Origin of the sequence: Sphingomonas sp., from assembly GCF_041661885.1 — a bacterium.
Classification (GTDB): domain Bacteria; phylum Pseudomonadota; class Alphaproteobacteria; order Sphingomonadales; family Sphingomonadaceae; genus Sphingomonas.
The window spans coordinates 107,011-132,868 of sequence record NZ_JBAZTL010000006.1; the positions used below are offsets into that span (position 1 = coordinate 107,011).

General features: G+C 64.9%; 27 protein-coding genes and 1 tRNA gene. 14 read left to right on the plus strand and 14 right to left on the minus strand.

Going from position 1 to position 25,858, the window contains the following annotated elements:
- Positions 1-48: 48 nt before the first annotated feature.
- Entirely contained in the window at positions 49-321 is a 273-nt protein-coding gene (locus tag WC704_RS12700) for a GNAT family N-acetyltransferase (RefSeq protein WP_372890432.1), read from the minus strand.
- A 44-nt stretch (positions 322-365) separates the two neighbouring features.
- On the opposite strand from WC704_RS12700, the gene recQ reads away from it, so the two are divergent.
- From recQ to WC704_RS12730, 6 genes are all read left to right on the plus strand, one after another.
- Entirely contained in the window at positions 366-2,132 is a 1,767-nt protein-coding gene (gene recQ / locus WC704_RS12705) for a DNA helicase RecQ (RefSeq protein WP_372890434.1), read from the plus strand.
- An 83-nt stretch (positions 2,133-2,215) separates the two neighbouring features.
- Entirely contained in the window at positions 2,216-2,650 is a 435-nt protein-coding gene (locus WC704_RS12710; RefSeq protein ID WP_372890437.1) for a TIGR01244 family sulfur transferase, read from the plus strand.
- Positions 2,647-3,060: a hypothetical protein gene (locus tag WC704_RS12715; RefSeq protein WP_372890439.1), complete on the plus strand. Its 414-nt coding sequence runs from the start codon at positions 2,647-2,649 to the stop codon at positions 3,058-3,060. The genes WC704_RS12710 and WC704_RS12715 overlap by 4 nt, the downstream gene beginning before the upstream one ends.
- Before the next feature lie 33 nt (positions 3,061-3,093).
- Positions 3,094-4,014 carry a sterol desaturase family protein gene (locus tag WC704_RS12720; protein ID WP_372890441.1) on the plus strand — a complete coding sequence of 307 codons (921 nt, stop codon included), beginning with the start codon at positions 3,094-3,096 and terminating at the stop codon, positions 4,012-4,014.
- Between the two features lie 23 nt (positions 4,015-4,037).
- Positions 4,038-5,624, plus strand: coding sequence for a GMC family oxidoreductase (locus tag WC704_RS12725; RefSeq protein ID WP_372890443.1), 1,587 nt, complete (start codon positions 4,038-4,040; stop codon positions 5,622-5,624).
- Positions 5,625-5,641: 17 nt separating this feature from the next.
- Positions 5,642-5,803: a hypothetical protein gene (locus WC704_RS12730; RefSeq protein ID WP_372890445.1), complete on the plus strand. Its 162-nt coding sequence runs from the start codon at positions 5,642-5,644 to the stop codon at positions 5,801-5,803.
- 18 nt (positions 5,804-5,821) lie between these two features.
- Here the strand turns inward: WC704_RS12730 and WC704_RS12735 are convergent, their stop codons facing one another.
- Together WC704_RS12735 and WC704_RS12740 are read right to left on the minus strand one after the other, a co-directional pair.
- On the minus strand, positions 5,822-6,517 hold the full coding sequence (locus tag WC704_RS12735) for an NnrU family protein (protein WP_372890447.1): 696 nt from the start codon (positions 6,515-6,517) through the stop codon (positions 5,822-5,824).
- Between the two features lie 11 nt (positions 6,518-6,528).
- Positions 6,529-8,322: a peptide MFS transporter gene (locus WC704_RS12740; RefSeq protein WP_372890449.1), complete on the minus strand. Its 1,794-nt coding sequence runs from the start codon at positions 8,320-8,322 to the stop codon at positions 6,529-6,531.
- Between the two features lie 116 nt (positions 8,323-8,438).
- On the opposite strand from WC704_RS12740, the gene WC704_RS12745 reads away from it, so the two are divergent.
- Positions 8,439-9,017, plus strand: a complete 579-nt coding sequence (locus WC704_RS12745; RefSeq protein WP_372890451.1) for a nitroreductase — start codon at positions 8,439-8,441, stop codon at positions 9,015-9,017.
- 39 nt (positions 9,018-9,056) lie between these two features.
- Positions 9,057-9,413, plus strand: a complete 357-nt coding sequence (locus WC704_RS12750) for a GntR family transcriptional regulator (RefSeq protein WP_372890453.1) — start codon at positions 9,057-9,059, stop codon at positions 9,411-9,413.
- A gap of 149 nt (positions 9,414-9,562) precedes the next feature.
- Here WC704_RS12750 and WC704_RS12755 read toward each other — a convergent pair whose 3' ends face one another.
- Both WC704_RS12755 and WC704_RS12760 read right to left on the minus strand, forming a co-directional pair.
- A complete protein-coding gene (locus WC704_RS12755; protein WP_372890455.1) occupies positions 9,563-10,399 on the minus strand; it encodes an arylamine N-acetyltransferase in 837 nt (278 codons plus the stop codon).
- Positions 10,396-12,117, minus strand: coding sequence for an acyl-CoA dehydrogenase (locus WC704_RS12760; RefSeq protein WP_372890457.1), 1,722 nt, complete (start codon positions 12,115-12,117; stop codon positions 10,396-10,398). Before WC704_RS12760 ends, WC704_RS12755 begins: the two co-directional genes overlap by 4 nt.
- A gap of 48 nt (positions 12,118-12,165) precedes the next feature.
- On the opposite strand from WC704_RS12760, the gene WC704_RS12765 reads away from it, so the two are divergent.
- On the plus strand, positions 12,166-13,230 hold the full coding sequence (locus tag WC704_RS12765; RefSeq protein ID WP_372890459.1) for an L-threonylcarbamoyladenylate synthase: 1,065 nt from the start codon (positions 12,166-12,168) through the stop codon (positions 13,228-13,230).
- Between the two features lie 67 nt (positions 13,231-13,297).
- On the opposite strand, the gene msrA is transcribed toward WC704_RS12765, so the two are convergent.
- Positions 13,298-13,843, minus strand: a complete 546-nt coding sequence (gene msrA, locus WC704_RS12770) for a peptide-methionine (S)-S-oxide reductase MsrA (RefSeq protein ID WP_372890460.1) — start codon at positions 13,841-13,843, stop codon at positions 13,298-13,300.
- Between the two features lie 66 nt (positions 13,844-13,909).
- On the opposite strand from msrA, the gene galE reads away from it, so the two are divergent.
- A complete protein-coding gene (gene galE, locus WC704_RS12775) occupies positions 13,910-14,905 on the plus strand; it encodes a UDP-glucose 4-epimerase GalE (protein WP_372890462.1) in 996 nt (331 codons plus the stop codon).
- Between the two features lie 37 nt (positions 14,906-14,942).
- Here the strand turns inward: galE and WC704_RS12780 are convergent, their stop codons facing one another.
- Positions 14,943-17,117: a TonB-dependent receptor gene (locus WC704_RS12780; RefSeq protein WP_372890464.1), complete on the minus strand. Its 2,175-nt coding sequence runs from the start codon at positions 17,115-17,117 to the stop codon at positions 14,943-14,945.
- 137 nt (positions 17,118-17,254) lie between these two features.
- Here WC704_RS12780 and WC704_RS12785 point away from each other — a divergent pair, with 137 nt between their 5' ends.
- Positions 17,255-18,088 carry a CoA ester lyase gene (locus WC704_RS12785; RefSeq protein ID WP_372890466.1) on the plus strand — a complete coding sequence of 278 codons (834 nt, stop codon included), beginning with the start codon at positions 17,255-17,257 and terminating at the stop codon, positions 18,086-18,088.
- Here the strand turns inward: WC704_RS12785 and WC704_RS12790 are convergent.
- The 3 genes from WC704_RS12790 to folK all read right to left on the minus strand — a co-directional run bounded on the left by WC704_RS12790 (position 18,065) and on the right by folK (position 19,169).
- Positions 18,065-18,559 (minus strand): phosphatase PAP2 family protein, encoded by a 495-nt coding sequence (locus WC704_RS12790; protein ID WP_372890468.1) that lies wholly within the window; start codon positions 18,557-18,559, stop codon positions 18,065-18,067. The genes WC704_RS12785 and WC704_RS12790 overlap by 24 nt on opposite strands.
- 21 nt (positions 18,560-18,580) lie before the next feature.
- A tRNA-Lys gene (locus WC704_RS12795) sits at positions 18,581-18,656 on the minus strand.
- A gap of 36 nt (positions 18,657-18,692) precedes the next feature.
- The gene (gene folK, locus WC704_RS12800) at positions 18,693-19,169 is read right to left on the minus strand and encodes a 2-amino-4-hydroxy-6-hydroxymethyldihydropteridine diphosphokinase (protein WP_372890471.1); all 477 of its coding nucleotides are present in this window, start codon (positions 19,167-19,169) and stop codon (positions 18,693-18,695) included.
- A gap of 23 nt (positions 19,170-19,192) precedes the next feature.
- Between folK and WC704_RS12805 the strand changes: the two genes are divergently transcribed.
- Together WC704_RS12805 and WC704_RS12810 are read left to right on the plus strand one after the other, a co-directional pair.
- Positions 19,193-19,855 (plus strand): uracil-DNA glycosylase, encoded by a 663-nt coding sequence (locus WC704_RS12805; RefSeq protein WP_372890473.1) that lies wholly within the window; start codon positions 19,193-19,195, stop codon positions 19,853-19,855.
- Between the two features lie 45 nt (positions 19,856-19,900).
- Complete coding sequence (locus tag WC704_RS12810) at positions 19,901-20,152, plus strand: hypothetical protein (protein ID WP_372890475.1); 252 nt, start codon at positions 19,901-19,903, stop codon at positions 20,150-20,152.
- Between the two features lie 6 nt (positions 20,153-20,158).
- Here the strand turns inward: WC704_RS12810 and WC704_RS12815 are convergent, their stop codons facing one another.
- Together WC704_RS12815 and aguB are read right to left on the minus strand one after the other, a co-directional pair.
- The gene (locus WC704_RS12815) at positions 20,159-20,725 is read right to left on the minus strand and encodes a DUF4337 domain-containing protein (RefSeq protein ID WP_372890477.1); all 567 of its coding nucleotides are present in this window, start codon (positions 20,723-20,725) and stop codon (positions 20,159-20,161) included.
- Positions 20,726-20,798: 73 nt separating this feature from the next.
- A complete protein-coding gene (aguB, locus tag WC704_RS12820) occupies positions 20,799-21,650 on the minus strand; it encodes an N-carbamoylputrescine amidase (protein ID WP_372890479.1) in 852 nt (283 codons plus the stop codon).
- 93 nt (positions 21,651-21,743) lie between these two features.
- Between aguB and WC704_RS12825 the strand changes: the two genes are divergently transcribed.
- Positions 21,744-23,024, plus strand: a complete 1,281-nt coding sequence (locus WC704_RS12825) for an NRAMP family divalent metal transporter (protein WP_372890481.1) — start codon at positions 21,744-21,746, stop codon at positions 23,022-23,024.
- A 135-nt stretch (positions 23,025-23,159) separates the two neighbouring features.
- Here the strand turns inward: WC704_RS12825 and WC704_RS12830 are convergent, their stop codons facing one another.
- Both WC704_RS12830 and WC704_RS12835 read right to left on the minus strand, forming a co-directional pair.
- On the minus strand, positions 23,160-24,134 hold the full coding sequence (locus WC704_RS12830) for an agmatine deiminase family protein (RefSeq protein ID WP_372890483.1): 975 nt from the start codon (positions 24,132-24,134) through the stop codon (positions 23,160-23,162).
- 2 nt (positions 24,135-24,136) lie between these two features.
- The gene (locus WC704_RS12835) at positions 24,137-25,756 is read right to left on the minus strand and encodes a M28 family metallopeptidase (RefSeq protein WP_372890753.1); all 1,620 of its coding nucleotides are present in this window, start codon (positions 25,754-25,756) and stop codon (positions 24,137-24,139) included.
- Positions 25,757-25,858 lie beyond the last annotated feature (102 nt).

Sequence of the window (25,858 nt, forward strand, 5' to 3'; positions counted from 1 at the left end):
GGTAGCTCGTTTACTACGTATCCCGTCGTCCGCTCCGTAATCGCGCACTCACCCCAGCAATTCCCGATACTCCGGATGCTTCTCGATATAAGCCGCGACGAACGGGCATTGCGGGATGACCTTCAGCCCGCGGTCGCGCGCCGAATCGAGTGCGGCGCGGATCAGTTTGGAGCCGACGCCGCGGCCCTCCAGCGCCTTGGGCACGATCGTATGGGTGAAGACGATCGTACCGCCTTCCATTTGATAGGCCGCGACCGCGCGCTTGCTGCCGACGGTCAGTTCGAATTCGGCCTCGGCCTTGTTGTCGCGCACGGTGTCCATTGCGCGTGCTTGCATGGGAGGGGGGGCTTCGCGCAAGAGGGGGTGTGATCGACCCCCTCCCCATATTGCAATCGACCTTTGGCTTTCCCGCCTTTCGCGGGGTGCAGGGATCGGTGGTCGAGCGCGTGCTGGCGGGCGAGAACACGCTGGCGGTAATGCCGACGGGGGCGGGCAAGTCGCTTTGCTATCAGCTTCCGGCACTCGCCCTTCCCGGCACCTGCGTCGTGGTGTCGCCGCTGATCGCGCTGATGCACGATCAGTTGCGCGCGGCGACCGCGATCGGGATCAGCGCGGCCACATTGACCTCGGTCGATACCGACCAGATGGAGACGATCGCGCGCTTTAGGCGCGGCGAGCTCGATTTGCTCTATGTCGCGCCCGAACGTGCTTCGAGCGGCAGTTTTCGCGATTTGCTGGGGCAGGCACCGCTCGCGCTGTTCGCAATCGACGAGGCGCATTGCGTGTCCGAATGGGGGCATGACTTCCGCCCCGATTACCGGCTGCTGCGCCCGCTGCTCGATGCCTTTCCCGAGGTGCCGCGCCTCGCGCTGACCGCGACCGCCGACGCGCATACCCGCGCCGACATTCTCGACCAGCTCGGCATTCCGCACGACGGGATGATCGTCGCCGGGTTCGACCGGCCCAATATCCAGTACCGCATCAGCCCCAAGGACAATGCCACGCGCCAGATCGCCGATCTGATCGCGGAAACGCCGGGGGCGGGCATCGTCTATGTCCAGAGCCGCGCGGGGACGGAGAAGATGGCCGAGGCGCTGGCCAAGACCGGACGGCCGACGCGCGCTTATCATGCCGGGCTCGATCCAGCGGTGCGCGCGCGCAACCAGGCCGATTTCGTCGCCTCCGAAGACATGGTGATGTGCGCGACGGTCGCGTTCGGCATGGGCATCGACAAGCCCGACGTGCGCTTCGTCGCCCATGCCGGGCTGCCCAAGTCGATCGAGGCCTATTATCAGGAAACGGGGCGCGCGGGGCGCGATGGCGATCCGGCGGTGGCGCATCTGTTCTGGGGGGCCGAGGATTTCGCGCGGGCGCGGCAACGCATTGGCGAGGTCGAACCCGCGCGCCAGCCGGGCGAGCGGCAGCGGTTGGCGGCGCTCGGCGCGCTGGCCGAAACGGCAGGGTGTCGGCGGCGCATCCTGCTCAAGCATTTCGGCGACGACAGCCCTGAAAATTGCGGCAATTGCGACAATTGCCTCAGTCCTCCGGCCAGCGTGGATGCGACGGAGGTGGCGAGGAAATTCCTCTCCGCAGTGTTTCGCACAGGCCAGAGCTTTGGTGCGGGCTATATCGAACAGGTGCTGATGGGCCAGTCGAGCGAGCGCAGCTTGATGAACGGGCATGAGGCGCTGGGCGTGTTCGGTATCGCCTCCAGCCCTGAGGAAGCGGCGCTCATCAAGCCGGTCGGGCGCGCGCTGTTGCTGCGCGATGCGCTGCGCGCGAATGATTTCGGGGGGCTCGAATTCGGGCCCGGTGCGCGCGGCATCCTGAAGGAAGGTGAGCGCGTCGATCTGATCGTGCCGCCCAAGCGCACGCGGCGCACGCGCGGCGGCACCGGCGCGCAATTGAACCCGAGCGGCGATCCGCTGTTCGAGGCGCTGCGCACCCGGCGCCGCGAACTCGCGCTGGAGGCGAGCGTCCCGCCTTATGTGATCTTTCACGATTCGGTGCTGCGCGAGATGGCGACATTGCGACCGGCGACACTCGCGGCGATGGGGCGGATCACCGGCGTCGGCACGCGCAAGCTCGAGGCCTATGGCGAGGCGTTTCTAGCGGTGGTGCGGCGGTTTTAGGCGCTCTGCGCTTAGCTTTTCTTCTCCACCCGACCAAAATCTGCCGCTTCCGCAACGCCACCGTGCGGGTTAGAAGTAACCGCATGACCACACTCCGCACCATCGACGCCACCATCTCCGTCGCGCCGCAGATTTCTCTCGAGGATCTGGCAGGGCTCGCGGCGGCGGGTTTTACCGCCATCGTCAACAACCGCCCCGATGGCGAGGATTTCGGCCAGCCGACCGGCGACGAAATTGCCGCCGCCGCCGCGGCTGCCGGGCTTGGTTATGCCGCCATTCCCGTTACCCATGCCGGTTTCTCGCACCCGCAAATCGACGCGATGGCGGCGGTGCTGGGCGAGGCCAAGGGGCCGGTGCTGGCTTATTGCCGCTCGGGCACGCGCTCGTGCAATCTGTGGGCGCTGGCGGCGGTGAAGGCGGGGGCACACCCCGATACGGCAATGGCCAAGGCAGCGGCGGCGGGATATGATCTGACCAGCTTACGCCCGCTGCTCGATGCGCTGTCCACGGCGGCATGAACTGGGCGCAACTCGGCTATAGTCTGGCGGGGGTGATCGCGCTCGCGCTGGTCGCGCGCTGGCTACGGCTGGGCGAAAGCCGCATTTCGAGCGCGGCGCAGGCGCGCGAAACCGCCGAGCAGATGCTGGCGGGGTTCATCGCGCATGATGCGGTGGTCGGCACCGATGGCGGCGCGGCGCTGGTCGCGGGCAATGGCGCGATCGCCGTGCTCAAACGCCACGGTGCCAGGATCGCCGCGCGTCGCCTGATTGCCCCGCTGCATCTCAGCCAGGGAATCGAGGGCGTGCGGGTCGAAACAGGCGAGCGGCTGTTCGGCGGCGTGCTATTGTTCGGTATAACCGATGCCGAAGTGCGCGCGATCGAGGCATCGGCCGACCGACCACGCGATGTTGTGGTCACGCTGCATTGACAAAGAGGCACTGACAAGGGTGTAAGTAACGTCATGGAGCTGCCCGATCCCGTCCAATATGCCGTGCCCGGCTTCATTATCCTGGTGCTGGCCGAGATGGTGGTGGCGCGGCTGCGCGACCGCACCCGCTATGAACCGCGCGACACGCTGACCTCGCTGCTGCTCGGGCTGGGCAGCACCCTTGCGGGCGCGCTGTCGGTCGGGCTGGTTTACGCGATGGCGCTGTGGGTGTGGCAGTTCCGGCTGTTCGACATCGGCTACCAATGGTATTGGTTCGTGCTCGCCTTCGTCATCGACGATTTGGCCTATTATGTCTTCCACCGCTCGGCCCACCGCGTGCGCTGGTTCTGGGCGAGCCATGTCATCCACCATTCGAGCCAGCATTATAACCTGTCGACCGCGCTCAGGCAGACCTGGACCGGTTTTGTCTCGATCGGGTTCATCTTCCGCCTGCCGCTGTTCCTGATCGGTTTTCCGCCGGCAATGGTGTTCTTCGTTGCGGGGCTGAACCTGATCTACCAATTCTGGATCCACACCGAAGTGATCGACCGGATGCCACGCTGGTTCGAGGCGGTGATGAACACACCGTCGCACCACCGCGCGCACCACGCCACCAACCCGCGCTATCTCGACACCAATTATGCCGGCGTGTTCATCGTGTGGGACCGGATGTTCGGCACGTTCGAGCCCGAGCGCACCGACGACCGCCCGCATTACGGCATCGTCAAGAATCTCGGCAGCTTCAACCTGTTATGGGCGGCGTTCCATGAATGGATCGGCATCGCGCAGGATGTGTGGCGCGCGCCGGGGCTACGTGCCAAGCTTGGCTATCTGGTGATGCCGCCGGGGTGGAGCCACGATGGCAGCCGCGACACGTCGGAGACGATCAAGGCACGCTGGCGCGCGCGGCTGGACGATAATACAGCCGAAAAAAATACAAACAGGGTACACTAAAGTACCGGGGTAGGAGAGGTCGAATGGAAGAAGCCGACATCGTCGTCGTCGGGGGCGGATCTGGCGGAGCGGCGGCGGCCGGGCGGCTGAGCGAAGGCGGAAAGTTTTCGGTCGCCCTGCTCGAAGCGGGCGGACGCAACACCGGCTTGCGCACGCGCATTCCGGCGTTCCTGGCGTTCCAGACCGAGAAGACCAATTGGAGCTATGAAACCGTTCCGCAGGCCGGGTTGAACGGCAGGCGTGGCTATCAGCCGCGCGGCAAGGGGTTGGGCGGGTCGAGCGCGATCAACGCGATGATCTATATTCGCGGCAATCGCTGGGACTATGACAATTGGGCGGCGATGGGGTGTCCGGGCTGGTCGTATGACGAGGTGCTGCCCTGGTTCAAACGCGGCGAACACAATGTGCGGCGCGGCGATGCCTATCATGGCGGCGACGGGCCCTTATGGGTGAGTGACCAGAAATTCGCCAATCCCGGCAGCCTTGATTTCATCGAGGCGGGGGCGAGCCTGCAAATCCCGCGCAACATGGATTTCAATGGCGAACGGCAGGACGGCATCGGCCTGTATCAAGTGACGCAGAAGAATGGCGAGCGCTGGACCTCGGCGCGCGCCTATCTGGGGGATCGCCCGGCCAATCCCGATCTGCATATCCTGACCGGCGTCACCGCCGAACGTGTGCTGTTCGACGAAGGGCGGGTGTGGGGTGTCGCCTATTTGCAGGATGGCGAATCGAAGGTGATCCGCGCGCGGCGCGGCGTTATTCTGGCCGGCGGCGTGTTCGGCACGGCGCAGTTGCTGATGCTGTCGGGCATCGGCCCTGGCGCGCATTTGCGCGAAAAGGGCATTGCGGTGCGGGTCGACCGGCCTGCGGTCGGGTCCAATTTGCAGGACCATATCGATTATGTCGCGGCGTTCGAGACGCCGGGGAAGGACTTTGTCGGCTCGTCGCTGAAGGGCACGCTGGCGATGGGCGGCGCGTTCTTCCAATGGCTGCGCAAACGCCAGGGCACGATGACGACGCCCTTTGCCGAAGCCGGTGCTTTTTTGACCGTGTCGCCCGATGCCCCCGCCCCCGACGTGCAACTGCATTTCGTGATCGCCGCACTCGAGGATCATGGCCGCACCAAGGTGCCCGGACATGGTTTTTCCTGCCATGTCTGCGTGCTCCGGCCCGAAAGCCACGGTACGGTGCGCCTGGCCTCGGTCGATGCGCGCGCCGCCCCGCTGATCGACCCCGCCTTCTTCAGCGATTCCCGCGACATGGAGGTGATGAAGCGCGGCGTGCGGGCGATGTACCGCATTCTAGAGACCGCCCCGCTCAGCAACCATAAGGGGCGTGACCGTTACCCGATCGATTTGAGCGACGATGACGCGTTGGAGCGCCTGATCCGCGCGCGTGCCGACACGGTGTATCACCCGGTCGGCACCGCGCGCATGGGATCAGACGAAGCGGCGGTGTGCGATCCGCGGCTCCGCGTGCGCGGCGTGGAAGGGCTGTACGTGGCTGATGCCTCGGTCATGCCCAAGCTCATTTCGGGCAACACCAATGCGCCGTCGATCATGATCGGGGAGCGCTGTGCCGATTTTGTAACGGCGGATCTCACGTGATCGTCTAAGCGTTCCGGATGGAACGCAAAGAAACGAACTGGAACCGGATTGGGTTGGCGGCGGCAGTGGTGCTGGTGCCGGGGGGATTCCTCCTTGGCGCGGCACTGCTCGCGCGTCGTTATCGACAGAAAAACCCGGTGGAGGCACCGTTGCCGCCCGAGGCATCCGAACAGCGTTAGCGCGGGGCAGGCCTCACCCTAACCGTACACCCAACGCCACAGCCCCGCCGCGACCCCGGCGATGGGAAGGTGCGCCCAGGTTGCGGCAAGCCAGATCACCACACCGCCCGCCAGATCATGCGGGCGGAAGCCGCCGAAGCGCGCGCGGCGCTGTGCGATGGCGAGGAACGGCCAATAGCTCGTCTTGCCCTCCCAATCGCGCCACAGCTCGGGCTGAAGCGCTTCCTTCTTGCGGTCCTGCAGCGCCGCGCCGACCAGCGCGAGCACGATCAACGCGACCGCCACGACGATATTGGCGGTGATGGGATAGACCGCGATGTGGCACAGCCCCCACAGGGCGACCGCCCAAAACATCGGGTGCCGCGTGATGCTGAAGACACCACGCGCCGCAGCCGGCGCGGACGCAGCGGGCGGCCCCGGTGTTGCCGGGTTGCCGAGCAGCGATCCCATGAACAGGATGCTGGCCAGCAACATCACCAGCGTAACCGGGCCCCAAATCCCCTCGCCCACCGCCCATAACGGTACGGTTGCGGGGGCGACGCGATAGGCATGGGCCAGCCAGCCGAGCGTGGCAAAGGCAACCAGCGTGTAGAGCCCCATGAACCCGTTTGCGCCGACCGCCTTGACGAGCGGCGCGCGCAGCGGATGCGACAGCAGGAAATGCGTTCCGACAAACGCCGCTGCCGCAGCGGCCACCATCTCCGTGCCATCCATCGCGAGTCCCCCTATTTGACGCCGTGCATCCACTTCTTGAGCGGCCAGGACAACAGTAGCAGAAGAACGCCCAACGCCATCGCAACTTCGGCGATGGTGGTGAAGGTGCCGGTATAGGTGTCGAGGCTGACCTTCAGGTTGGTCACTTCGCCGCCAACGGTATCGACGCTGGCAAATTGCGCGACGACGCCTGCGACATATTGTGCGCAGGAAATCGACAGGAACCACACGCCCATCATCAGCCCGACGATCCGCGCGATCGATAATTTGGTAATCATCGACAGCCCCACAGGCGAGATGCACAATTCAGCGACCGAGTGGATCAAATAGAGTCCCGCCAGCCACCACACGCCAACCTGGAAATTAGGTCCGGCAAACCCCGCGCCCAGCACCAGGAACAGAAAGCCCGCGCCGACCCCGATCAGCGCAATGCCAAACTTGACCGGGATCGACGGCTCCAGCCCGCGTTTGGCAAGCGCCGTCCACAAAATGCTCATCACCGGGGCGAGCGTGACAATGAAGAACGCGTTGAAGAATTGCGTCTGGGGTGCCGAAATCGCGAAATCGCCGAACAGCCGCAAATCGGTATTACGATCGGCAAACAGCGTTAGGGACGAGCCCGCCTGTTCAAACAGCGTCCAGAACACAACGTTGAACACGATCAGCACCATCGCCGCCAACATCATCTGAAATTCACGGCGATCACCCACCACGAACGACCAGATCAAAATGCCCGGGATCGAAATAAGGAAAGTACCGAACAGCAATTTACCCATGAGCGACAGCGACGCGAGATAGCCGATAAAGCCCGAGCCCGGCACTGGCGGGGCAGCATTCATCAAATTGGTAAACAGGAAATACAGGACCGGCACCGCGACCAGCGCACCGATATAGATGGGCAGCGCGCGATCGGGTCCGCTACGCACCGGGGCCTCGCCATAGCCGTTGAGCTTGCCACCATCGAACTGGATCAAGGTGTAGGAAATCAACATGCCGATCGCGGCCAGACCAAAGCCCGCCCACCAACCGAAGGTGTCGGCAAGAATCGGACACAGGATCTGCGACCCAAGCGACCCGAGATTGATTCCCATATAGAAAATGGTGAAACCCGAATCACGGCGACGGTCACCCTGTTGGTAAAGCTCACCGACCATCGTTGAGATATTGGGTTTGAAGAAGCCGTTGCCGACCGAAATCAGGCTGAGCGCGAGCAGCATGATCGTCACGAACAACGGGCTGCGCTCGGCATCCGATTTGAAGCCGTCCTTGGCGATCGTCCGCGCGGTGCTGCCATCGGGTGCGAGCAAGGAGACGGTGCCGTCATCATTGCCCTTCACTTGCAACCTTTTGCCGTGGTCGATGATGTAGCGCAGTTCGGTGCTACCCTTGGCCTCGACCTGCACGTCATAACGCTGGCCGTCGATCGTCGCGAACGGCACCGCGGTCTGCCCACCGAAGCACAAGGTGAAATAGCCGACCGCCATCATGATCGCGCCGAACTTAACCGACCGCTTGGAGCCGAGATATTGATCGGCGAGATAGCCGCCGACCAGCGGCGTCAGATAGACCAGCGCAGTAAAGCCGCCATAGAGACCGGTCGCCGCGCGATCGCCAAACACGAAATGCTTGGTGAGGTACAGCGTGAGCAAGGCGCGCATACCGTAATAGCCAAAGCGTTCCCACATTTCGGTGGTGAACAACCGGGCGAGTTGGCGCGGATGCCCGAACCACATCGCACCCGCCGCCGGATTGACATGCGTAATATCCGGCTCGCGCGCGGTGTCCGCGGTCGGGGTGTCCACCATGTAAGAAGCTCCCTGAAATGACGTGGTGCCTGTACAGCCGACACCGTTGGTTACTGCGGAGACTAACGCCAATCGCGGGTGTGTAAATATCCCTGCGTCATCGCTACAGGAGCGCCATGCTCAACGACCGCACCACCCCGCTCTCGCTCCTCGCCACCCGCCGCTCGGGGCGCCCGCGCGATTTGGTTGCGCCCGGGCCCGATGCCGCACAGCTCGACCAGATCCTCGCCATCGCCGCGCGCACGCCCGACCACGGCAAAATCACACCGTGGCGCTTCGTGATCGTCGGCGCAGCGCAGCGCGACGCGCTCGCCAGGGTCATCACCGATGCCTATCGCGTCGAGCGCCCGCAGGCCGCCGCGACCGAAATCGCCGCGCTTGAACAGTTCGCGCAGCAGGCGCCCACGCTCGTCGTCCTGCTGTTCTCACCACGCACCGCCAGCCACATTCCGCTGTGGGAGCAGGAACTGTCGGCGGGCGCGGTCGGCATGAACCTGCTGCACGCGACCCATGCGCTCGGGTTTGCCGGCGGCTGGCTGACCGGTTGGCCGAGCTATTCGGACACGGTACGCGATGCCTTCGGCGCGGAGCCGGAACGCATCGCCGGATTCTTCTTCCTCGGCACGCCCGCGCGCGCCCTGGAAGAACGCCAGCGCCCCGATCCCGGCACGATCATCACAAAGTGGGATGGTTGAAGCACTGGACAAAAACCGTGCTTGCTGTATTAGGGTAGCATGACAGCGTTGAACAGCGAAGACAGCCCGGTCTATATCAAGCTGCGCGGCACCATCTCTGCGGCGATCCTGCGTGGGGATTTTCGTGCGGGCGACCAGCTTCCCTCGGTGCGTGCGCTTGCCGCCGAACATGGTGCCAACCCGCTGACGGTGGCCAAGGCGTATCAGAGTTTCCAGGACGACGGTTATGTCGAGGTGCGACGCGGCGTCGGTATGTTCGTGTTGCCCGGTGCCGCCGAGAAACTGCGCGCGGCCGAGCGCGAGCATTTCCTGAAAACGAGCTGGCCGCGCATTGCGGCGCATATCGACTTGCTCGGGCTGAATGTGGCGGATTTGCTGGAACGCGAAAGGGCCTGAGGCGCCCGCACCGGTTAAGGCCTAAACATCCGCTCCGTTCGCGCTGAGCCTGTCGAAGGGCACCATTCAGCCAGGCACCCCAACCGCACGTCGCGCGCAAGGCTTCGACAAGCTCAGCCCGAACGGAAACAGGGCCACCGCCTCGTCCGCTACGCTTCCACCACTCCCAACCCGGCGACTTCCTCCGCGCTGAGCGTGATGCCGAACATCATGCTGAGGCGCAGGCGATACACGCGGGGATCGGTGATTGTCGCCTGCGTCTCCTCGCCCCCGGCGCGGCGGCGGTAATGCGCGTCGGTCAGCGAGGCGAGGCCGTTGGGCAGCACTATGCTGACCACCGCCATCTGCCGAAAGCGGCTGCCGGGCGCGGTCGACGTCCAATGGTTGCTGAGCGCGAGATCGGCCTCCGCCACCGGGCTGGTCGTGAAGCTATATTGCGGCTGGAAGCCCGCCCCCGTGCCCCGCCCGTCGGTGGTGGCGGGGTCCCCGTCGCGCAGCAGCATCCAGCCGTGCGGGCCGCCCTGATCGAGCCGGAACCTCGCCCCATCGGGCGCGGTCACTTCGATGCCTGCGACCAGCGGCATGGGTGGGGTATAGCCGCCCCCGAATCCGGCATCGGCGATCCACATTTCGTCGCCCAGCGTGACGAGGCTGAAGGTGTGCGTCAGCGGCGGCACCTCGCGCGCGCCAAGCCAGACGCGCGCCAGCAGCGGCGTCGCCACAAACCCCAGGGCGGCCAGCGCATCGAGGAACAGCCGGTTATGCTCGAAACAATAACCGCCGCGCCCCGCCGTCACCAATTTGGCGAACACGCCCTCACTGTCGATCGCAATCCCGCGCTCGAGCAAAACGTCGAGATTCTCGAACGGGATCGCCAGCCGGTGCGCGCGTTGCAGCGCCGCCAAGCCATCGGAATCGACGGTCGGGCGAGCGGGCAGGCGGATGCGGGCGAGATAGACGTCGAGATCGAAGGCGGCCTCGCTCATGCGGCGAAAGCCTCCGCCGTTACCGAATAGAGCACGTCCGCCGTGGCGGTTGCCGCCGCCTTGAGCCCCAACGCCTCGGGCACGATCTGCGCAACATAGAAGCGCGCTGCGGCGACCTTCATGCTGAGGAACGCGCGGTCGCCCTCGGCGGTGGCGGCGATGCGGCCCGACCGCTCCATCAGCCAGCCGCACACCGCGACCGACAGCATCGTCAGGAACGGGTAGCTGGCGGCGAGCTTGTCGTCGGCAGACAGACCCGCCATGCCGCGCCCGATCTCGTCGCAAGTGTCGATTAGCGTGCGCAGCACGGCGTCCTCCGCCTCGGCGCGCATGTCGGCGATCAGCCGGGCGAACACCCCGCCATTGTCGAGCCCGAGCTTGCGCCCAACCAGATCCGCCGCCTGGATGCCGTTGGTGCCTTCATAAATCGGGGTGATGCGCGCATCGCGGAAGAACTGCGCCGCGCCCGTCTCCTCGATATACCCCATGCCGCCATGCACCTGAACGCCAAGGCTGGCGACTTCATTGCCGATATCGGTGCCATGCGCCTTGGCAAGCGGGGTGAGGATATCGAGCCGCTCCTGCCCGCCTGCCTCGCCCAGCGTGGCGCGGTCGACTTGGCTGGCGGCGTAATAAACCAGCGCGCGCGCCGCCTGGGTCTGCGCCTTCATCCTGAGCAACATGCGGCGCACATCGGGATGCTCGACGATCTTGACCGGCTCGGCGCTGCCCGATCCGGCGCGCGGCGATTGCACGCGCTCCAGCGCATAGCCGACTGCCGCCTGCGTCGCGGCCTCCGCCACTTGCACGCCCTGCAAACCGACATTGAGCCGGGCATTGTTCATCATCGTGAACATCGCGCGGATGCCACCAAACTCGCCGCCGATCAGCTCGCCGATGCAATCGTCATTATCGCCAAAGCTCAGCACGCAGGTGGGCGAGGCGTGCAGCCCCATCTTATGCTCGATCGAGACGACGCGAACATCGTTGAAAGCACCCGGTGTGCCATCGGCATTCAGCCGGTATTTGGGCACCAGGAACAAGGAAATCCCCTTGGTCCCAGTCGGCGCGTCCGGCGTGCGCGCGAGCACGAGGTGGACGATATTGGGGGCCATGTCATGGTCACCAAACGAGATGTAGATCTTGGTGCCCTTGATGCTCCATTTGCCGTCGCCGAGCGGCTTGGCCTGGGTGCGCAACGCGCCGACATCGGAACCCGCCTGCGGCTCGGTCAGGTTCATCGTGCCGGTCCATGCGCCGGTGGCGAGGTGCGGCAGGTAGAGTGCTTGCTGTTCGGGGCTGCCATGATGCGCCAGCGCCTCGATCGCGCCGACCGTCAGCGTGGGGGCGAGCGCAAAGCCCATATTCGCGCTGCCCAGCGTATCGAGCACCGCGGTCTGGATCGCAAAGGGCAGGCCCTGCCCGCCAAAGTCCTCGGCCACGCCGATCGTGCCCCAGCCACCCTCGACATAATCGTGATAGGCCTTCACGAAGCCCGCGGGCATCACCACGCCCTCGGGCGTCCATTTCGCGCCAACGGTGTCGCCCGCGCGCAGCAATGGCGCCCATTCGCCCGCCGCGAACTGCCCAACGCCTTCGAGCACGGCATCGACCACGTCATCGCTCGCGGCAGCGAAACGGTCGGTGGCGGCAAGATCGGCAATGCCGACGACATGATCGAGCACGAAGCGCTGATCGGCGGTGGCGGGGGTGAACATTGGGCATCCTCTTATGCAACGGGCTTTGCCCGGCTATAGCCCGCGATAATGACCACGCCAAACCCGCCTTGCGAGACGCAGACCTTACCCTACGGCGCGGCTGCCATCGCCGCCGCCGACGCGCTGATCGCTCGGGGCCAGCCGGTCGCGATCCCGACCGAGACGGTTTACGGCCTTGCCGCCGACGCCACCGATTCGCACGCGGTCGCGCGCATTTATGAAGCGAAGGGGCGTCCGAGCTTCAACCCACTGATCGTGCATGTGCTCGATCTGGCCGCCGCGCAGGCGATCGCCACCTTCGATGAGACTGCGCTGGCGCTGGCGCGCGCGTTCTGGCCGGGGCCGCTGACGCTGGTGCTGCCGCTCCGCGCCGATGCCGGGATTGCTGGTCTGGTGACGGCGGGCCTGCCGACGATCGCGCTGCGCGTGCCCGCCCACCGCGCGATGCGCGCGCTGCTGGCCGCCACGGCCAAGCCGCTCGCCGCGCCCTCGGCCAATGCCAGCGGCGCGATCAGCCCGACGCGCGCCGAGCATGTCGTCGCCAGCCTTGGCGGACGCGTTGCCCTGGTGGTGGATGACGGCGCGACCGAAGCGGGGCTCGAATCGACGATCGCGCTGGGGCGGGAGATTTTGCGCCCGGGGCCGATCACGGCGGATGCGCTGACGGAGGTTCTTGGCACTCCCCCAACCCCGTCTTCCTTGCCCGGCGAAGGCCGGAGCCCAGTCGTGGGCGGTGCATTGTCGATCGCTGCGCCGGCCACTGCCGTCCGCTCTTCTGGGCCCCGGCCTTCACCGGGGAAGGAAGACGGGGCGGGCGTGGCGATAACCGCCCCCGGCCAGCTCGCCAGTCATTATGCGCCGCGAAAAGCGCTCCGCCTCAACGCCACCGAAGCGACGCAAGGAGACTATCTGATCGGCTTCGGGGCAATCGCGGGCGACACCAACCTGTCGCCCACCGCCAACCTGACCGAAGCCGCCGCCAAGCTGTTCGACGCGCTCCACCGGGCCGACGCCTCACCGAGCACGACCATCGCGATTGCGCCAATCCCACAGGACGGCATCGGTGCCGCCATCAACGACCGGCTGCGGCGCGCGGCGCACCGCGACACCTGATCCCTCCGCGTCCTCCGCGCGAACAAACCTTCTGTTCGCGCGGAGGGGGGATCGCAGAGCGAAAGGCTTACGCGCTCACCGCCGCCTTCGACCGCGCGGCAAAGCTTTTGCGCAGCTTGGCCAGCTTGGGCGGGATCACCGCGAGACAATAAGGGTTCCGCTGGCCTTCGCCTTCCCAATATTGCTGGTGATACTCTTCGGCTGGATACCATTCGCTCATCGGCTCGATCGTGGTGACGACCGGGGCGGGCCAGTCCGCCGTCGCCCGCGCCTTGGCCGCCTCGGCTTCGGCGCGCTGCGCGTCATCCGCCGGGAAGATCGCCGAGCGATATTGCGTGCCGACATCATTGCCCTGGCGGTTGAGCTGCGTCGGATCGTGCGTTGCAAAGAACATGTCGAGAATGTCGCCATAGGACACCTGATCGCGATCGAAAATCACGCGAATCGCCTCGGCATGGCCGGTATCGCCACCGCACACCTGCTTGTAGGTCGGATTGGGCACGCTGCCGCCGATATAGCCGCTCTCGACGCGCTCGACGCCGATCACGTCCTTGAACACCGCCTCGGTGCACCAGAAACATCCACCCGCAATTGTCGCGACTTCGCTTGCCATCATTTGCTCCTCGTTTAGGGCTGCAAGATAGGGACGCGGGCCCCTGACATAAAGAGCGAGGGTATCATGCTGGACGGATCGGTGTTGGTAACGGGCGGTGCGGGCTATATCGGCAGCCATGCGGTACTGGCGCTGCTCGATGCCGGGCACCGCGTGGTGGTGTATGACAATCTCAGCACCGGCTTCGACTGGCTGGTCGACCCGCGCGCAACGCTGGTACGTGGCGAGATCGAGGATGACGCGCGCGTCCGCGCGACGATGCGCGACCACGGCGTGCAGGCGGTGATGCACTTTGCCGGATCGATCATCGTGCCCGAATCGGTCAGCAATCCGCTCAAATATTATCGCAACAACACCGTCGCCAGCCGCGCGCTGATTGAAAGCGCGGTGGTCGCAGGCGTGAAGCACTTCATCTTTTCATCGACCGCCGCAACCTATGGCACACCCGCCAAGGTGCCGGTGGCCGAAACGGACCCGACCGTGCCGATCAACCCCTATGGCACCTCCAAGCTGATGACCGAGGCGATGCTGCGCGACGTCGCCGCCGCCCATCCGATCAACTATGCTGCCTTGCGCTATTTCAACGTCGCCGGGGCCGATCCGCAGCAACGCGCCGGGCAATCGACCGTCGGTGCGACGCACCTCATCAAGATCGCGGTCGAGGCGGCTTTGGGCAAGCGCGAGACGGTCGGCGTCTATGGCACCGATTATGCCACGCCCGATGGCACGGGGGTGCGCGATTACATCCATGTCAGCGATCTGGCCGCCGCGCATGTCGCGGCGCTCGATCTGCTGATCGCCGAACCGGGCAAGAGCCACACGCTCAACGCCGGTTATGGCAAGGGCTTCTCGGTGCTGCAGGTGCTCGACGCGGTCGACCGGGTGACCAACCGCAAACTCGACCGCGTCATCGAAGGTCGCCGCGCGGGCGATGCGGGCGAACTGGTCGCCGACAATCGCGCGATCCTGGCGACGCTCGACTGGACGCCCAAGCGCGCCGACCTCGACCTGATCGTGCGCGACGCGCTGGCGTGGGAGCGCAAACTGAGCGAGCGCGAATAGCCCGCTCCCCTCCCTGGAAGGGAGGGGAGGATCCTGCTCAAATCGTCTTGCTGATCCCGAACAGGAAGCCGCGCCGCGCGCCGAATTGTGGGGCACCAACGCCGACGCCCGAACCATCGCGGATTTCATAGACGCGGTCGGCCACGTTGATGATGTCGGCACGGATCGAAATCCCCGGCCCCTTGAACTCATGGCTCGCGGTCAGGTTGAACACCGTATAGGGTGTCAGCTTGCCGCCATTAGGCACGTCGCCATCCTTGCGCAGGCCCGAGCCGTAAATCATGCTGGCACCGAAGCGGCTGTCGCGCAGCAAGCCCTGATCGAACCGGTACGACACGCCTGCCGAGCCGGTATAGGTCTGGTCGTGGTCGAGATAGATGTAGTTCTTCGCAATATAGGCCAGGTCATCGGGTGAAAAATTGAACTGGCCCGACGCGACCGAGAACCCTTGGGCCTTGGCATAAGAGAAATTGGCATAAGCCTGCAACGGGCCATGCTGATACGAAATGTTACCTTCGATCCCGTCGATCCGCCCGCGGGCATAATTGAACGGTGTCAGGATGATCGGCGCACCGAATTGACCTTCGTCGACCAGATTTTTCGAGCGCCGGTGGTACGCATCGATCCCAAGCGTGAACCGCCCGATCTTCTGTTCGGCACCGATATCGAAATAGTCCTGCCGCTCGGCAAAGGGCACGGTGGCGAGCGGCGGGTTGACGCCGTCATCGCCCGGCGCCTGCGCGCTGGTGCCGCGGAATTTCAGGACGCTGGTGGTGGCGACGTTGGAAAAGGGCGCGGGTGAAAAATAACGCGCATATCCCGCATGGAAGGTCAGCCCCTTGGACGGGGTCAGCACCGCATTGATCCGCGGCGAGAACTGCGATTCCGAACGGAACCCGTCATAATGGTCGAAGCGGCCACCGAAATTGACGATCAACGGGTCGGCAACCTGCCATTCGTCCTGCAAATAGACGCTGTAGGTCAACTCGGTCTTGGCACTATTGTCGATGACGGTGATCGGCTGGCCGGTCTGGGTGAACGCCCCGCTGGAATCATAGGTGCCCGGGAACACCTGGCTCGACGTCTGGCTGTTGCTGCGATCGCGCGAGATAATCACGCCGCCGCGCAGCGTGTGGGAGTCGCCCGCGCGGTACACACCCTCGACCTGGCCGCCAAAGGTAAAATCCTGCTTGAACGCCCTTTGCGCGATGCCGTTGAACAGCAATTCGCCGAGCGTATCGGGCGTGTAGCGCAAGCTGGAATAACGCGCGAACAGCGACGCTTGGAACGTGACGGGTCCGGCATCGTGCAACAGGCTGGCAAGGCCAAAAGCGGTGCGCTCGCGCTGCCGCTCGTTGAGAGTGTCGCTCAGGAAATCGGTGACGCCGCCGACGGTATAGCCATTACCGGGCGTCAGACCGCGGGGATTGGGAATCTGGAAGCTCTGGTCGGAATAGCCACCCGTGAAGGACACGCGATTATTCTCGTTCAGCGTGTGGTCGACATAGACAAAGCCCTGATATTGGTCGGTATCGTCATGCAGCGGGGTGCGGCTGCCATCGACCGACTCGATCCCGATATTGCTATGCTTGTAACTGCCGGTGACGAAATAATTGGTGCTGCCCGTCGAACCGCCATAATTGAAGCTCGGCTGGATCGTGTCGTTGGTGCCGCCATAAAGCGACACTTCGCCGCCATTTTTAAAGCCGTTCTTGGTGGTGATGTCGATAATACCCGCCGTGCGCAGGCCATATTGCGCGGGGAGCGCGCCCGTGCGCAGATCGAACCGCTCAACCAGGCGCGGGCTCAGCGTCTGCCCGAACACGGCGACGCCTTCGGGCAGGATCGTGCCGTTGATGCGATATTGCAGGTTGTTATGGTCGTCGCGGACATGGAACTGGCCGCCGCCATCCTGCACCACACCCGGCAATTGCAGCAGGATCTGGTTGAGCTGCTGATTGTCCCCGCCTGGCAACGCGGCGATCGTCTCGCTGGTGATGGTATAGGTCGTGGCGCCGAGGCTTGGCTGAATCGAGGCGCGCGCGGCGTCCAGCCGCCCGGTTACGACAATGTCCGGCCCACCCGCGCTTTTGTCCGCCGCCTTGCCCTGCTCGTCCGCGCTTACCGCCGACACCGGGGTATCATCGGCATAAGCGGCGACGGGGGCGAGGAAGATCAGGGCGGCGCTGGACAGCAGGGTGGCTCGAAACATGCGGGGGACGGCCTTTCATCGGACTATGGTGCGTCGCAATAGATGTAATGTAATACTATATCAAGGCCGTTTCGTCGTCTCCCGGAAACGATTCGGCTGTGCTAGCCCGTGGCCCCTACAAGATTGCGGAGCGATGAATGACCCTGCGTTCGTTATTGTTCGTCCCCGGTGATCGCCCCGATCGGATGAAAAAAGCACTTGGCCTGGGGGCCGACGCGCTGATCCTCGACCTGGAGGATGCCGTCGCCCCTGCTGCAAAGCCCGCCGCGCGCGCGGCGATCGCGGCCTTCCTCGCCCAACCGCGCACGATGCCGCTCTATGTCCGCGTCAATCCGCTCGGCAGTGGGATGATCGACGATGATCTGTGCGCGATTTTGCCCGGCGCGCCCGACGGGATCGTGTTGCCCAAGGCCGAGGGCGGGCCTTCGCTCGCAGCGCTCGACGCGAAGCTCACGGGCGACATCCGGATTCTTGCCATCGCGACCGAAACCCCGGCGGCGATCTTCGGCCTTGGCAGTTATGGCGGGATCACTCAACGGCTGGCGGGGTTGACCTGGGGCGCGGAGGATCTGCCCGCCGCGATTGGCGCAACGCAGGCGCGCGAAGCCGATGGCAGCTACACCGCACCCTATCAACTGGCGCGTTCGCTCACCTTGTTCGGCGCGCACGCAGCGGGCGTGGACGCGATCGAAACCGTCTATCCCGATTTCCGCGATCTCGACGGCCTTGCCGCTTATGCCGCGCGCGGGCGGCGCGACGGGTTCAGCGGCATGATGGCGATCCATCCGACCCAAATCCCGGTCATCAACGCCGCCTTCACCCCCTCGCCCGCGGAAATCGCGCGCGCGCGCGCGATTGTCGCCGCCTTTGCCGCCAATCCCGGCGCGGGCGCGCTATCGCTCGAAGGGTCGATGATCGACGCACCGCATTTGCACGCAGCCGAACGGCTACTCGCGCGTGTCCGCCCCTAGCCTGCGCCCGAGCGCCCACCAGCCAAGCGCCCACATAGTGCCGAACACCCAGCCGCCGACCACATCGCTTGGCCAATGCACGTGCAAATAGAGGCGGCTGACTCCGATCAGCACCACCAGCGCCACCGTCGCCGCGAGAATATAGATCCGCGCTGCGTGCCCGCGCACCGTCTGCACCAGGAGCAGCGCCAGCGTTAGATAGACGATCGCGCTATTGGCCGCGTGGCCGCTCGGAAAACTCGCCGAGGACACGGCAACCAGCCGTTCGTCGAGCGGCGGCCGCACGCGCGCGACCAGCCCCTTGAGCAGCGTCACCACCAGCGTTCCGCCGGTCGTCCCCACCAATACCAGCACCAGATTCAGCCAGCGCCGCTGCACCGCGAGGAACCCGCCGGCCAGCACCACCGCCAGCAGCAACACCGTGCCGCCGCCCAGCGCCGTTACATCGACCATCGCCTGGGTCATCGTCATGCGCGGTGCCCTTGGGGGGAATGGTGGGCCCGTCGGGACTCGAACCCGAGACCTACAGATTAAAAGTCCGTTGCTCTACCAACTGAGCTACGGGCCCACTCGGCGCTTGCGTTAGGAGCGCGTTCGGGCGCGGTCAACCCAGGGGCGCACGCTTGTGCAAGCGCGCGTGCAACTGGCGCACTGTCAAACCCGTCACCGAATCGCGCCAATCGGGGGCAATCACGCGCAGCGGATCAAGCACGAAGCCGCGTTCGCGAAAGGCGATGTGCGGCACGGTCAGCCCCGTTGTACACCACGCCCCTTGCGACCACAGCACGATGTCGAGGTCGATCACGCGTGCCCCCCAGCGCGCGCCACGCCGCCGCCCGAACGCGCGCTCGATCGCTTTCAGACGCGCGAGCATCGCGGGCGGGGAAAGGGCGCTCTCCACCAGCGCCACCGCATTGGCGAAGCGCCGAATCGAGGGGCCAATCGGATCGCTCGTCACGATCGGTGATTGCGCGACGACGCCTTCCAGCGCCGCAATCGCCGCGCGCACTTCGGCGACCGGGCCGCCGTGGCGGCCACGCCGGTTGGAGCCGATGGCGATGGCATAGGTTGAGCTTTGCACCGAAACACGCCTATCGCACCTTGATGAACTTCGCACCCAGCCCGATCCCCGAAACCGAACCCCCGCGCGATTGCCCGCGGTGCCCCCGCCTCGTCGCCTTACGCGAAAACCTGCAAGCCGCGCATCCCGATTGGTGGAACGGCCCGGTCACAGCCTTTGGCGATCCCGCCGCCTGGCTCGGCATCATTGGCCTTGCCCCCGCGCAATATGGCGCAAACCGCACCGGCCGCCCGTTCACGGGGGATCGTTCGGCGCCCTTGCTGTTCGGCACGCTCGCCAAATTCGGCCTCGCCACCGGCGAGTATGAAGGAAAGCCCGACGATACGCTGGCGCTCGACGGCGCGATGATCCTCGACGCGGTCAAATGCCTGCCGCCCGAGAACAAGCCGACGCCCGAGGAAATCCGCACCTGCCGCCCCTTCCTGGAGGGTCAGGCGGCGGCACTCCCGCACGCGCGCATCTTCGTGGCGCTGGGCCAGACCGCGCATCAATCGGCGGTCAAGATGCTCGGCGGCAAGCTGCCCAAATGCCGCTTCGGCCATCTCGCCGAACACCGGATGCCCGATGGCCGTATCCTGATCGATAGCTATCCCTGTTCGAGCTACAACCAGAGTACAGGACGGTTGACGACCGAGATGTTCGAAGCAGTGTTCGCACGAGCGCTGATATTACGTGACTCGCAATAGCGGCGCTTTACGGTTATCATTGGGTGTCCTGAACGGAGGCTTCCAATGCGGATTGTTCCTTTGATGTTACTGGCCCCGGCGATGATCGCGGCAGCGCCCGCCGCCCGTCCTGTCGCCGTCAAACCGATCTGTCAGCACCACGACGCGCTATTGGTTGGTAGCGCCCCGCCCACCGTCAGCATTCACCCGCTTGGGCAAGAGGCACCCGCGCAGCAAATCGCGGCGGTGCTGCGCACGGTCGATGGCTGCCAGAAACCGCTGGTGGTGCGCGCCGAAGTGGGCACGCCGCGCCGCTGAAGCGCTTCAGCCGAGGACGTTGCTCAACACATCGGGGTGGAATGCCCAGCCGGCAAAGCCGCACACCCCCATGAACAGGCCGAAGCTGCCGAACACCCAACCCGCGACGAGCAGCCAGAAACTCTCGGCCAGCGCCGCCACCGCCGCCATCGAAATGGCGGTGGCGATCAGCGCCTCGCTCGCGTCGAACTGGTCGTCATGGACGTTGAGCGCGTCGTAACGATCGGCAAAGCCCTGCGCCTGTTTGGCCAGCACCGGCACCTCGGCGCGATATTTGGCGATATCACGGTCGAGCCCGGCGATTGCACCGTCAGCCGCCGCCCGCGCGGCGGGCGTGGTGGCGAGCACGACCAACTCGGCGCGCGCGGTTTCGTTGATGTGGATCTTGGTTTTGGTCGCCTGATACTGCGCCCAGTGATCGACCGAATCGGCTTTGGCCTGCGCCATGTTCTGGACGATGTTGCCGTCCTTGATATTGCCCAGCCCCATGAACACCGACAGGACCACGACAGTCATCGCCACCCAACGATTGAGCCGCTTGTCCTTGGCTTCGGCGCTGACTTCGATTTCCATGACGCGAGTCCTGACGCAAAAGGCTGTGCAGCAAACCGGAGCGACACCGCCCGATAACGGGCGTGCTGTTCCCTCAGATATCCTGCACCAGCCGCCCGTACAATTCGGGCCGCCGGTCGCGGAAGAAGCCGAAGGCGGCGCGGTGGCGCTTGATGCGGTCGAGGTCGAGCGTGGCGACGATCACCCCTGTTTCCTCGCGACCCAGTTCGGCCAGGATGTCCCCGCGCTCGTCGGTGATGAAGCTGGTGCCGTAAAAGGTCTGTCCGTGCTCCACCCCGATGCGGTTGGCGGCAACAACGGGCACCACGTTCGACACTGCATGTCCAACCATCGCCCGCCGCCACAGTCGCGCAGTGTCGAGCGAGGTATCGTGCGGTTCACTGCCGATCGCGGTTGGGAAGAACAGCACGTGCGACCCCATCAGCATCAGCGCGCGCGCGGTTTCGGGATACCATTGGTCCCAACAGATGCCGACGCCAAGCGTCGTCGCATCCGGCCCCGGCCACACCTTGAAGCCGGTATTGCCGGGTCGGAAATAGAATTTTTCCTCATAACCCGGTCCATCGGGAATATGGCTCTTGCGATACACGCCCTGCACCACGCCATCGGGCCCGACCATCGCCAGCGAATTGTAATGATGCGGGCCATCGGCCTCAAAGAAGCTGGTCGGGATCGTCACGCCCAGTTCGCGCGCAAGCGCCTGCATTGCCAGCACCGCTTTGTGCTCGCCCACCGGCCTGGCCTGCGCGAACAGCCCTTCATCCTCGACCCGGCAGAAATATTCACCCTCGAACAGTTCGGGCGGCAGGATCACCTGCGCGCCCTTGCCCGCCGCCTCGCGTACGAGTTCGGAGACATGAGCGAGGTTGGCGTCCTGATCGGACGAGAAAGCGAGTTGCAGCGCGGCGACGGTGATTTCGGTCATGCCGCGCCATATAGGGCGGTGCGCCGCTTGGTGCCACTGGTCAAACGCTCCGCTATCCTCGCTTCGGTGCCCGCGACCTGTTAGCCCTCTGCCATGCCAAATCCGTCCCACGACCGCCCCGATGATGCGCGCCCGGCGAACATAGTGGCCGCACTTGGCCCCGGCCTCGTTACGGGGGCCGCCGATGACGATCCGAGCGGCATTGCCACCTATAGCCAGATCGGCGCGCAATTCGGCTATGGCCTCGCCTGGACGATGCTGTTCAGTTATCCGCTGATGGCGGTGACGCAGGAGATTGCGGCGCGCATCGGCCTCGTCACCGGCTGCGGCATCGCGCAGAATCTGCGGCGGCATTATTCCCCGCATTTGCTGCGCGCGGTCGTGCTGCTGCTGGTGATCGCTAACGTCATCAACCTTGGTGCCGATCTTGGCGCGATGGGGGCGGCGTTGCGCTTATTGCTTGGCGGGCCCGAGCAGCTTTATACGATCGGCTTCGGCCTTATCTGCATCGCGCTCGAGACCTTCCTCAGCTACCCACGCTATGCCGCGATCCTGAAATGGGCGACGCTGTCGCTGTTCGCTTATGTCGCGGTGGTGTTTGCCGCGCAGGTGCCGTGGTCGGTCGCACTGACCAGCACCGTGTTGCCCGAAATGACCTGGGATGCCGACCACGCAATGGCGCTGGTGGCGATCCTTGGCACCACCATCTCGCCCTATCTGTTCTTCTGGCAAAGCGGGCAGGAGGTGGAGGAAATGCACCGCCGCCACGCCAAGCCGCTCTGCATCACCCCGCGCGACGCCGGCCCCGAACTCAAGCGCGTGCGCAACGACACCGTGATCGGCATGGGCTTTTCCAACCTGATCGCGATCTTCATCATCTTCGCCACCGCCGCCACGCTCAACGCGCACGGCGTGACCGACATCAAGACGTCGTCGCAAGCCGCCGAAGCGCTACGCCCGATTGCGGGCGTGTTCACCTTCGCGCTGTTCGCCGCCGGGATCATCGCGACGGGAATGCTCGCAGTGCCAGTGTTGGCAGGATCGGCGGCGTACGGCGTGTCGGAAATGTTCGGCTGGACCACGGGGTTGCGCCGCAAACCCCGCGAAGCCAGCGCCTTTTACGCCACCATCGCCGCCGCAACGCTGGGCGGAGTCGCGCTCAATTTCACCGCGATCGACCCGATCAAGGCGCTCTACTGGAGCGCGGTCGTCAACGGCGTGCTGGCGGCACCGCTAATGGCGGTGATGATGCTGATCGCCACCAACCGCCGCATCATGGGCCGCCTGACGCTACCCTGGCCGATGATCGCGATCGGCTGGATCGCCACGGCGGTGATGGCGGTGGCGTCGCTGGCGTTTTTCGTGCTGCAATAAAAACGCGACCGCTTTCCTACCCCCCCTCGCCCCACGTCCGTTCGGGCTGAGCCTTTCGAAGCCTGCTTCCGGAAAAGAGCCGCCGATCCCCGCTGCAAGGTGCCCTTCGACAAGCTCAGGGCGAACGGGGGAACCTTACGCCGGCACTTGCTGCGAAATGCAGTGGAAGCTCCCGCCCCCGGTCAGGATCGCGTCGGCGCGCAGGCCAACCGCCGTCCGGCCCGGGAACAAAGCCTGTACCGCCGCCACCGCCGCTGCATCATGCGGGGCGCCATAAAGCGGCACCACCACCGCAGCATTGCCGATATAGAAGTTCATATAGCTGGCGGGCACAACCTCCTCATCGCGCAACACGCGACCGGGTGAGGGGATGCGGACCACCGCAATGCCCTCCTTGGCGGCGGCAGCCTGCGCGGCGCGTTGATAGACCAGCCAATTGGGATCATTCTCCGCCGCTTCCGGAATCGCCAGAACCCCTGGCGCCACGAAACGCGCGAGATTGTCGACATGCCCGTCGGTATGATCGTGCATCAACCCGTCGCCCAGCCACAGCACGTCGACCAGCCCCAGATCCTCGCGCAGGCGCTGCTCGATCTGCGCCTTGGACAAAGACGGGTTGCGATTGGGGTTGAGCAAACATTGCTCGGTCGTCACCACCAGCCCGGTGCCATCGCCATCGATCGCGCCGCCTTCCAGCACCCAATCGCAGCGTTCGATCGACAGCTTCTTGCGCGCGGCCAGACGCCGACCGATGCTATCGTCGCCCGGCAAATCATATTTGCCGCCCCAGCCGTTGAAAGCAAAATCGCGCGCGCTGTGATCGGATAGCACGATCGGCCCGGTGTCGCGCAGCCAGATGTCACCGAACGGTTCGACCACGATGGTCGCGATATCCCCCGCCAGGCTCCGCGCCGCTGTCGCTGCCGCATCATTCGCGGCGACGAGAATCACGCGCTCGCCGCGCCCGCCGGCATGAACCGCGCGCGCAAACGCCGCCACTTCCTCCTGCGCGGGCTCAAGGTCGGCCTCCCACAGTTCGGGGTGGCTCGGAAAACCGATCCAGACGGCTGCGTGCGGGGCCCATTCGGCGGGCGGCAAGGGTCGTGTCATGCTTACTGTCCTGCCGTGGCGCGGCTCTTGTCGCGAATCGAGCGGAATTCGGCGGTCTTGTACCAGTTCGGCCAATCCGAACCATCCGCCAGCGAACGCCCGAGCCCGTAATAAAGCTGCACGTCCTCGACCGCGCCCGACCAGTCCCACGCCGGATTATATTCGTCCTGCGGCTTGTGATAGCGATGCTCGATATAATCGAGCGTTGCGGCATGGCCCGCCGCCGCCCCGCCGACGCGCAAATCTTCCCCCGATTCGCCGTAGAACATCGGCACGCCGAGCTTGGCGAAGCTGAAATGGTCCGAGCGGAAATAGCTGCCACGCTCGGGGTTGGGTTCGGGCTTGACCACACGGCCCTGCGCCTCGACCAGCGTCTTCATGCGGTCTTCCAGCTCGGACTTGCCCGCACCCGTCACCACGAAATCCTTCGCGCGGCCAACGGTATTGAGCCCGTCCATATTCACGCCCCCGACCGTCTGCACGATCGGGTAAATCGGGTGCTGCGCGTAATAGCGCGATCCCAGCAGGCCGCATTCTTCACACGTCACCGACAGGAACACCATCGACCGCCGCGCCGCGCCCGCCTTCACATTAGCCTCGGCCAGCGCGACCAGCCCGGCGACCCCGCTCGCATTGTCGAGCGCGCCGTTGCAGATGTCATCGCCATTCACTGCGTCGCAATGCCCGAGATGATCCCAATGCGCGGTGTAATAGACATATTCGTTCGGCGCCGCCGTGCCCGGCAGGATGCCGATGACGTTCTTCGACGCCTGCCGTTTGATCGTATTGTCGAACGACACCGACGCGGCGACGCCAAGCGGAACCGCCTTGAAGCCCTTCACCTTGGCGGCCTTGTTCAACGCGTCGAAATCCTGGCCCGCGCTCGCAAACAGTTCGCGCGCCTTGGCCAATTGCATCCAGCCAACCGCCTGGCTCTGGTCAGCATGGTCGCCGGCTTCATCGAGTTCCAATTGCGGGCCGGTCCAGCTCGACTGCACCACACCCCAGCCATAAGCCGCAGGCTCGGTCTCGTGCACGATGATCGCAGCCGCGGCGCCGTGGCGTGCCGCTTCCTCGTACTTGTAGGTCCAGCGGCCATAATAGGTCATCGCACGGCCTTCGAAGAGGCCTTGATTGGTCGGCGTCTGCCAATCGGGATCGTTGACCAGGATGACGACAGTTTTGCCCTTCACATCGACGCCAGCATAATCATCCCAGCCGCGTTCGGGCGCGGTGATGCCGTAGCCGACGAACACCACCGGGCTGTTCTGGATGTCGATCCGCGGCGTAACGCGGTAGGTGGCGAGCACGACATCGCTGCGATAGGCGAGGCTGACCGGGGCCTTGCCGCCGGCAAAACTGAGCGGAGTTACGTTCTTCGCGGTCAGTTCGACCAGCGGGACATCCTGAAACCATTGGCCGTTATTGCCCGGCTGCAACCCGGCGGCCTTGAAGCGCTCGACGATATAGTCGGTCGCCTTGGTCTCACCCGCCGTGGTTGGCTTGCGCCCCTCAAACGCATCGGAGGAAAGCGTTTTGGTCACGTCCTTCAGCGTTTCCACGTTGACCGCAGGGGCGGCGGCGGGCGCATCCCGGCCAAATACCGGTGCGGCGACAACCATCAACGACGTCAAAGCGATAGCGATACGCATCCGCGATCCTCCAGAAAAGATGGTGCTTTTTGGCAAGCAACGCCGCACTTGTCCATGTCGCGACAAGCACCA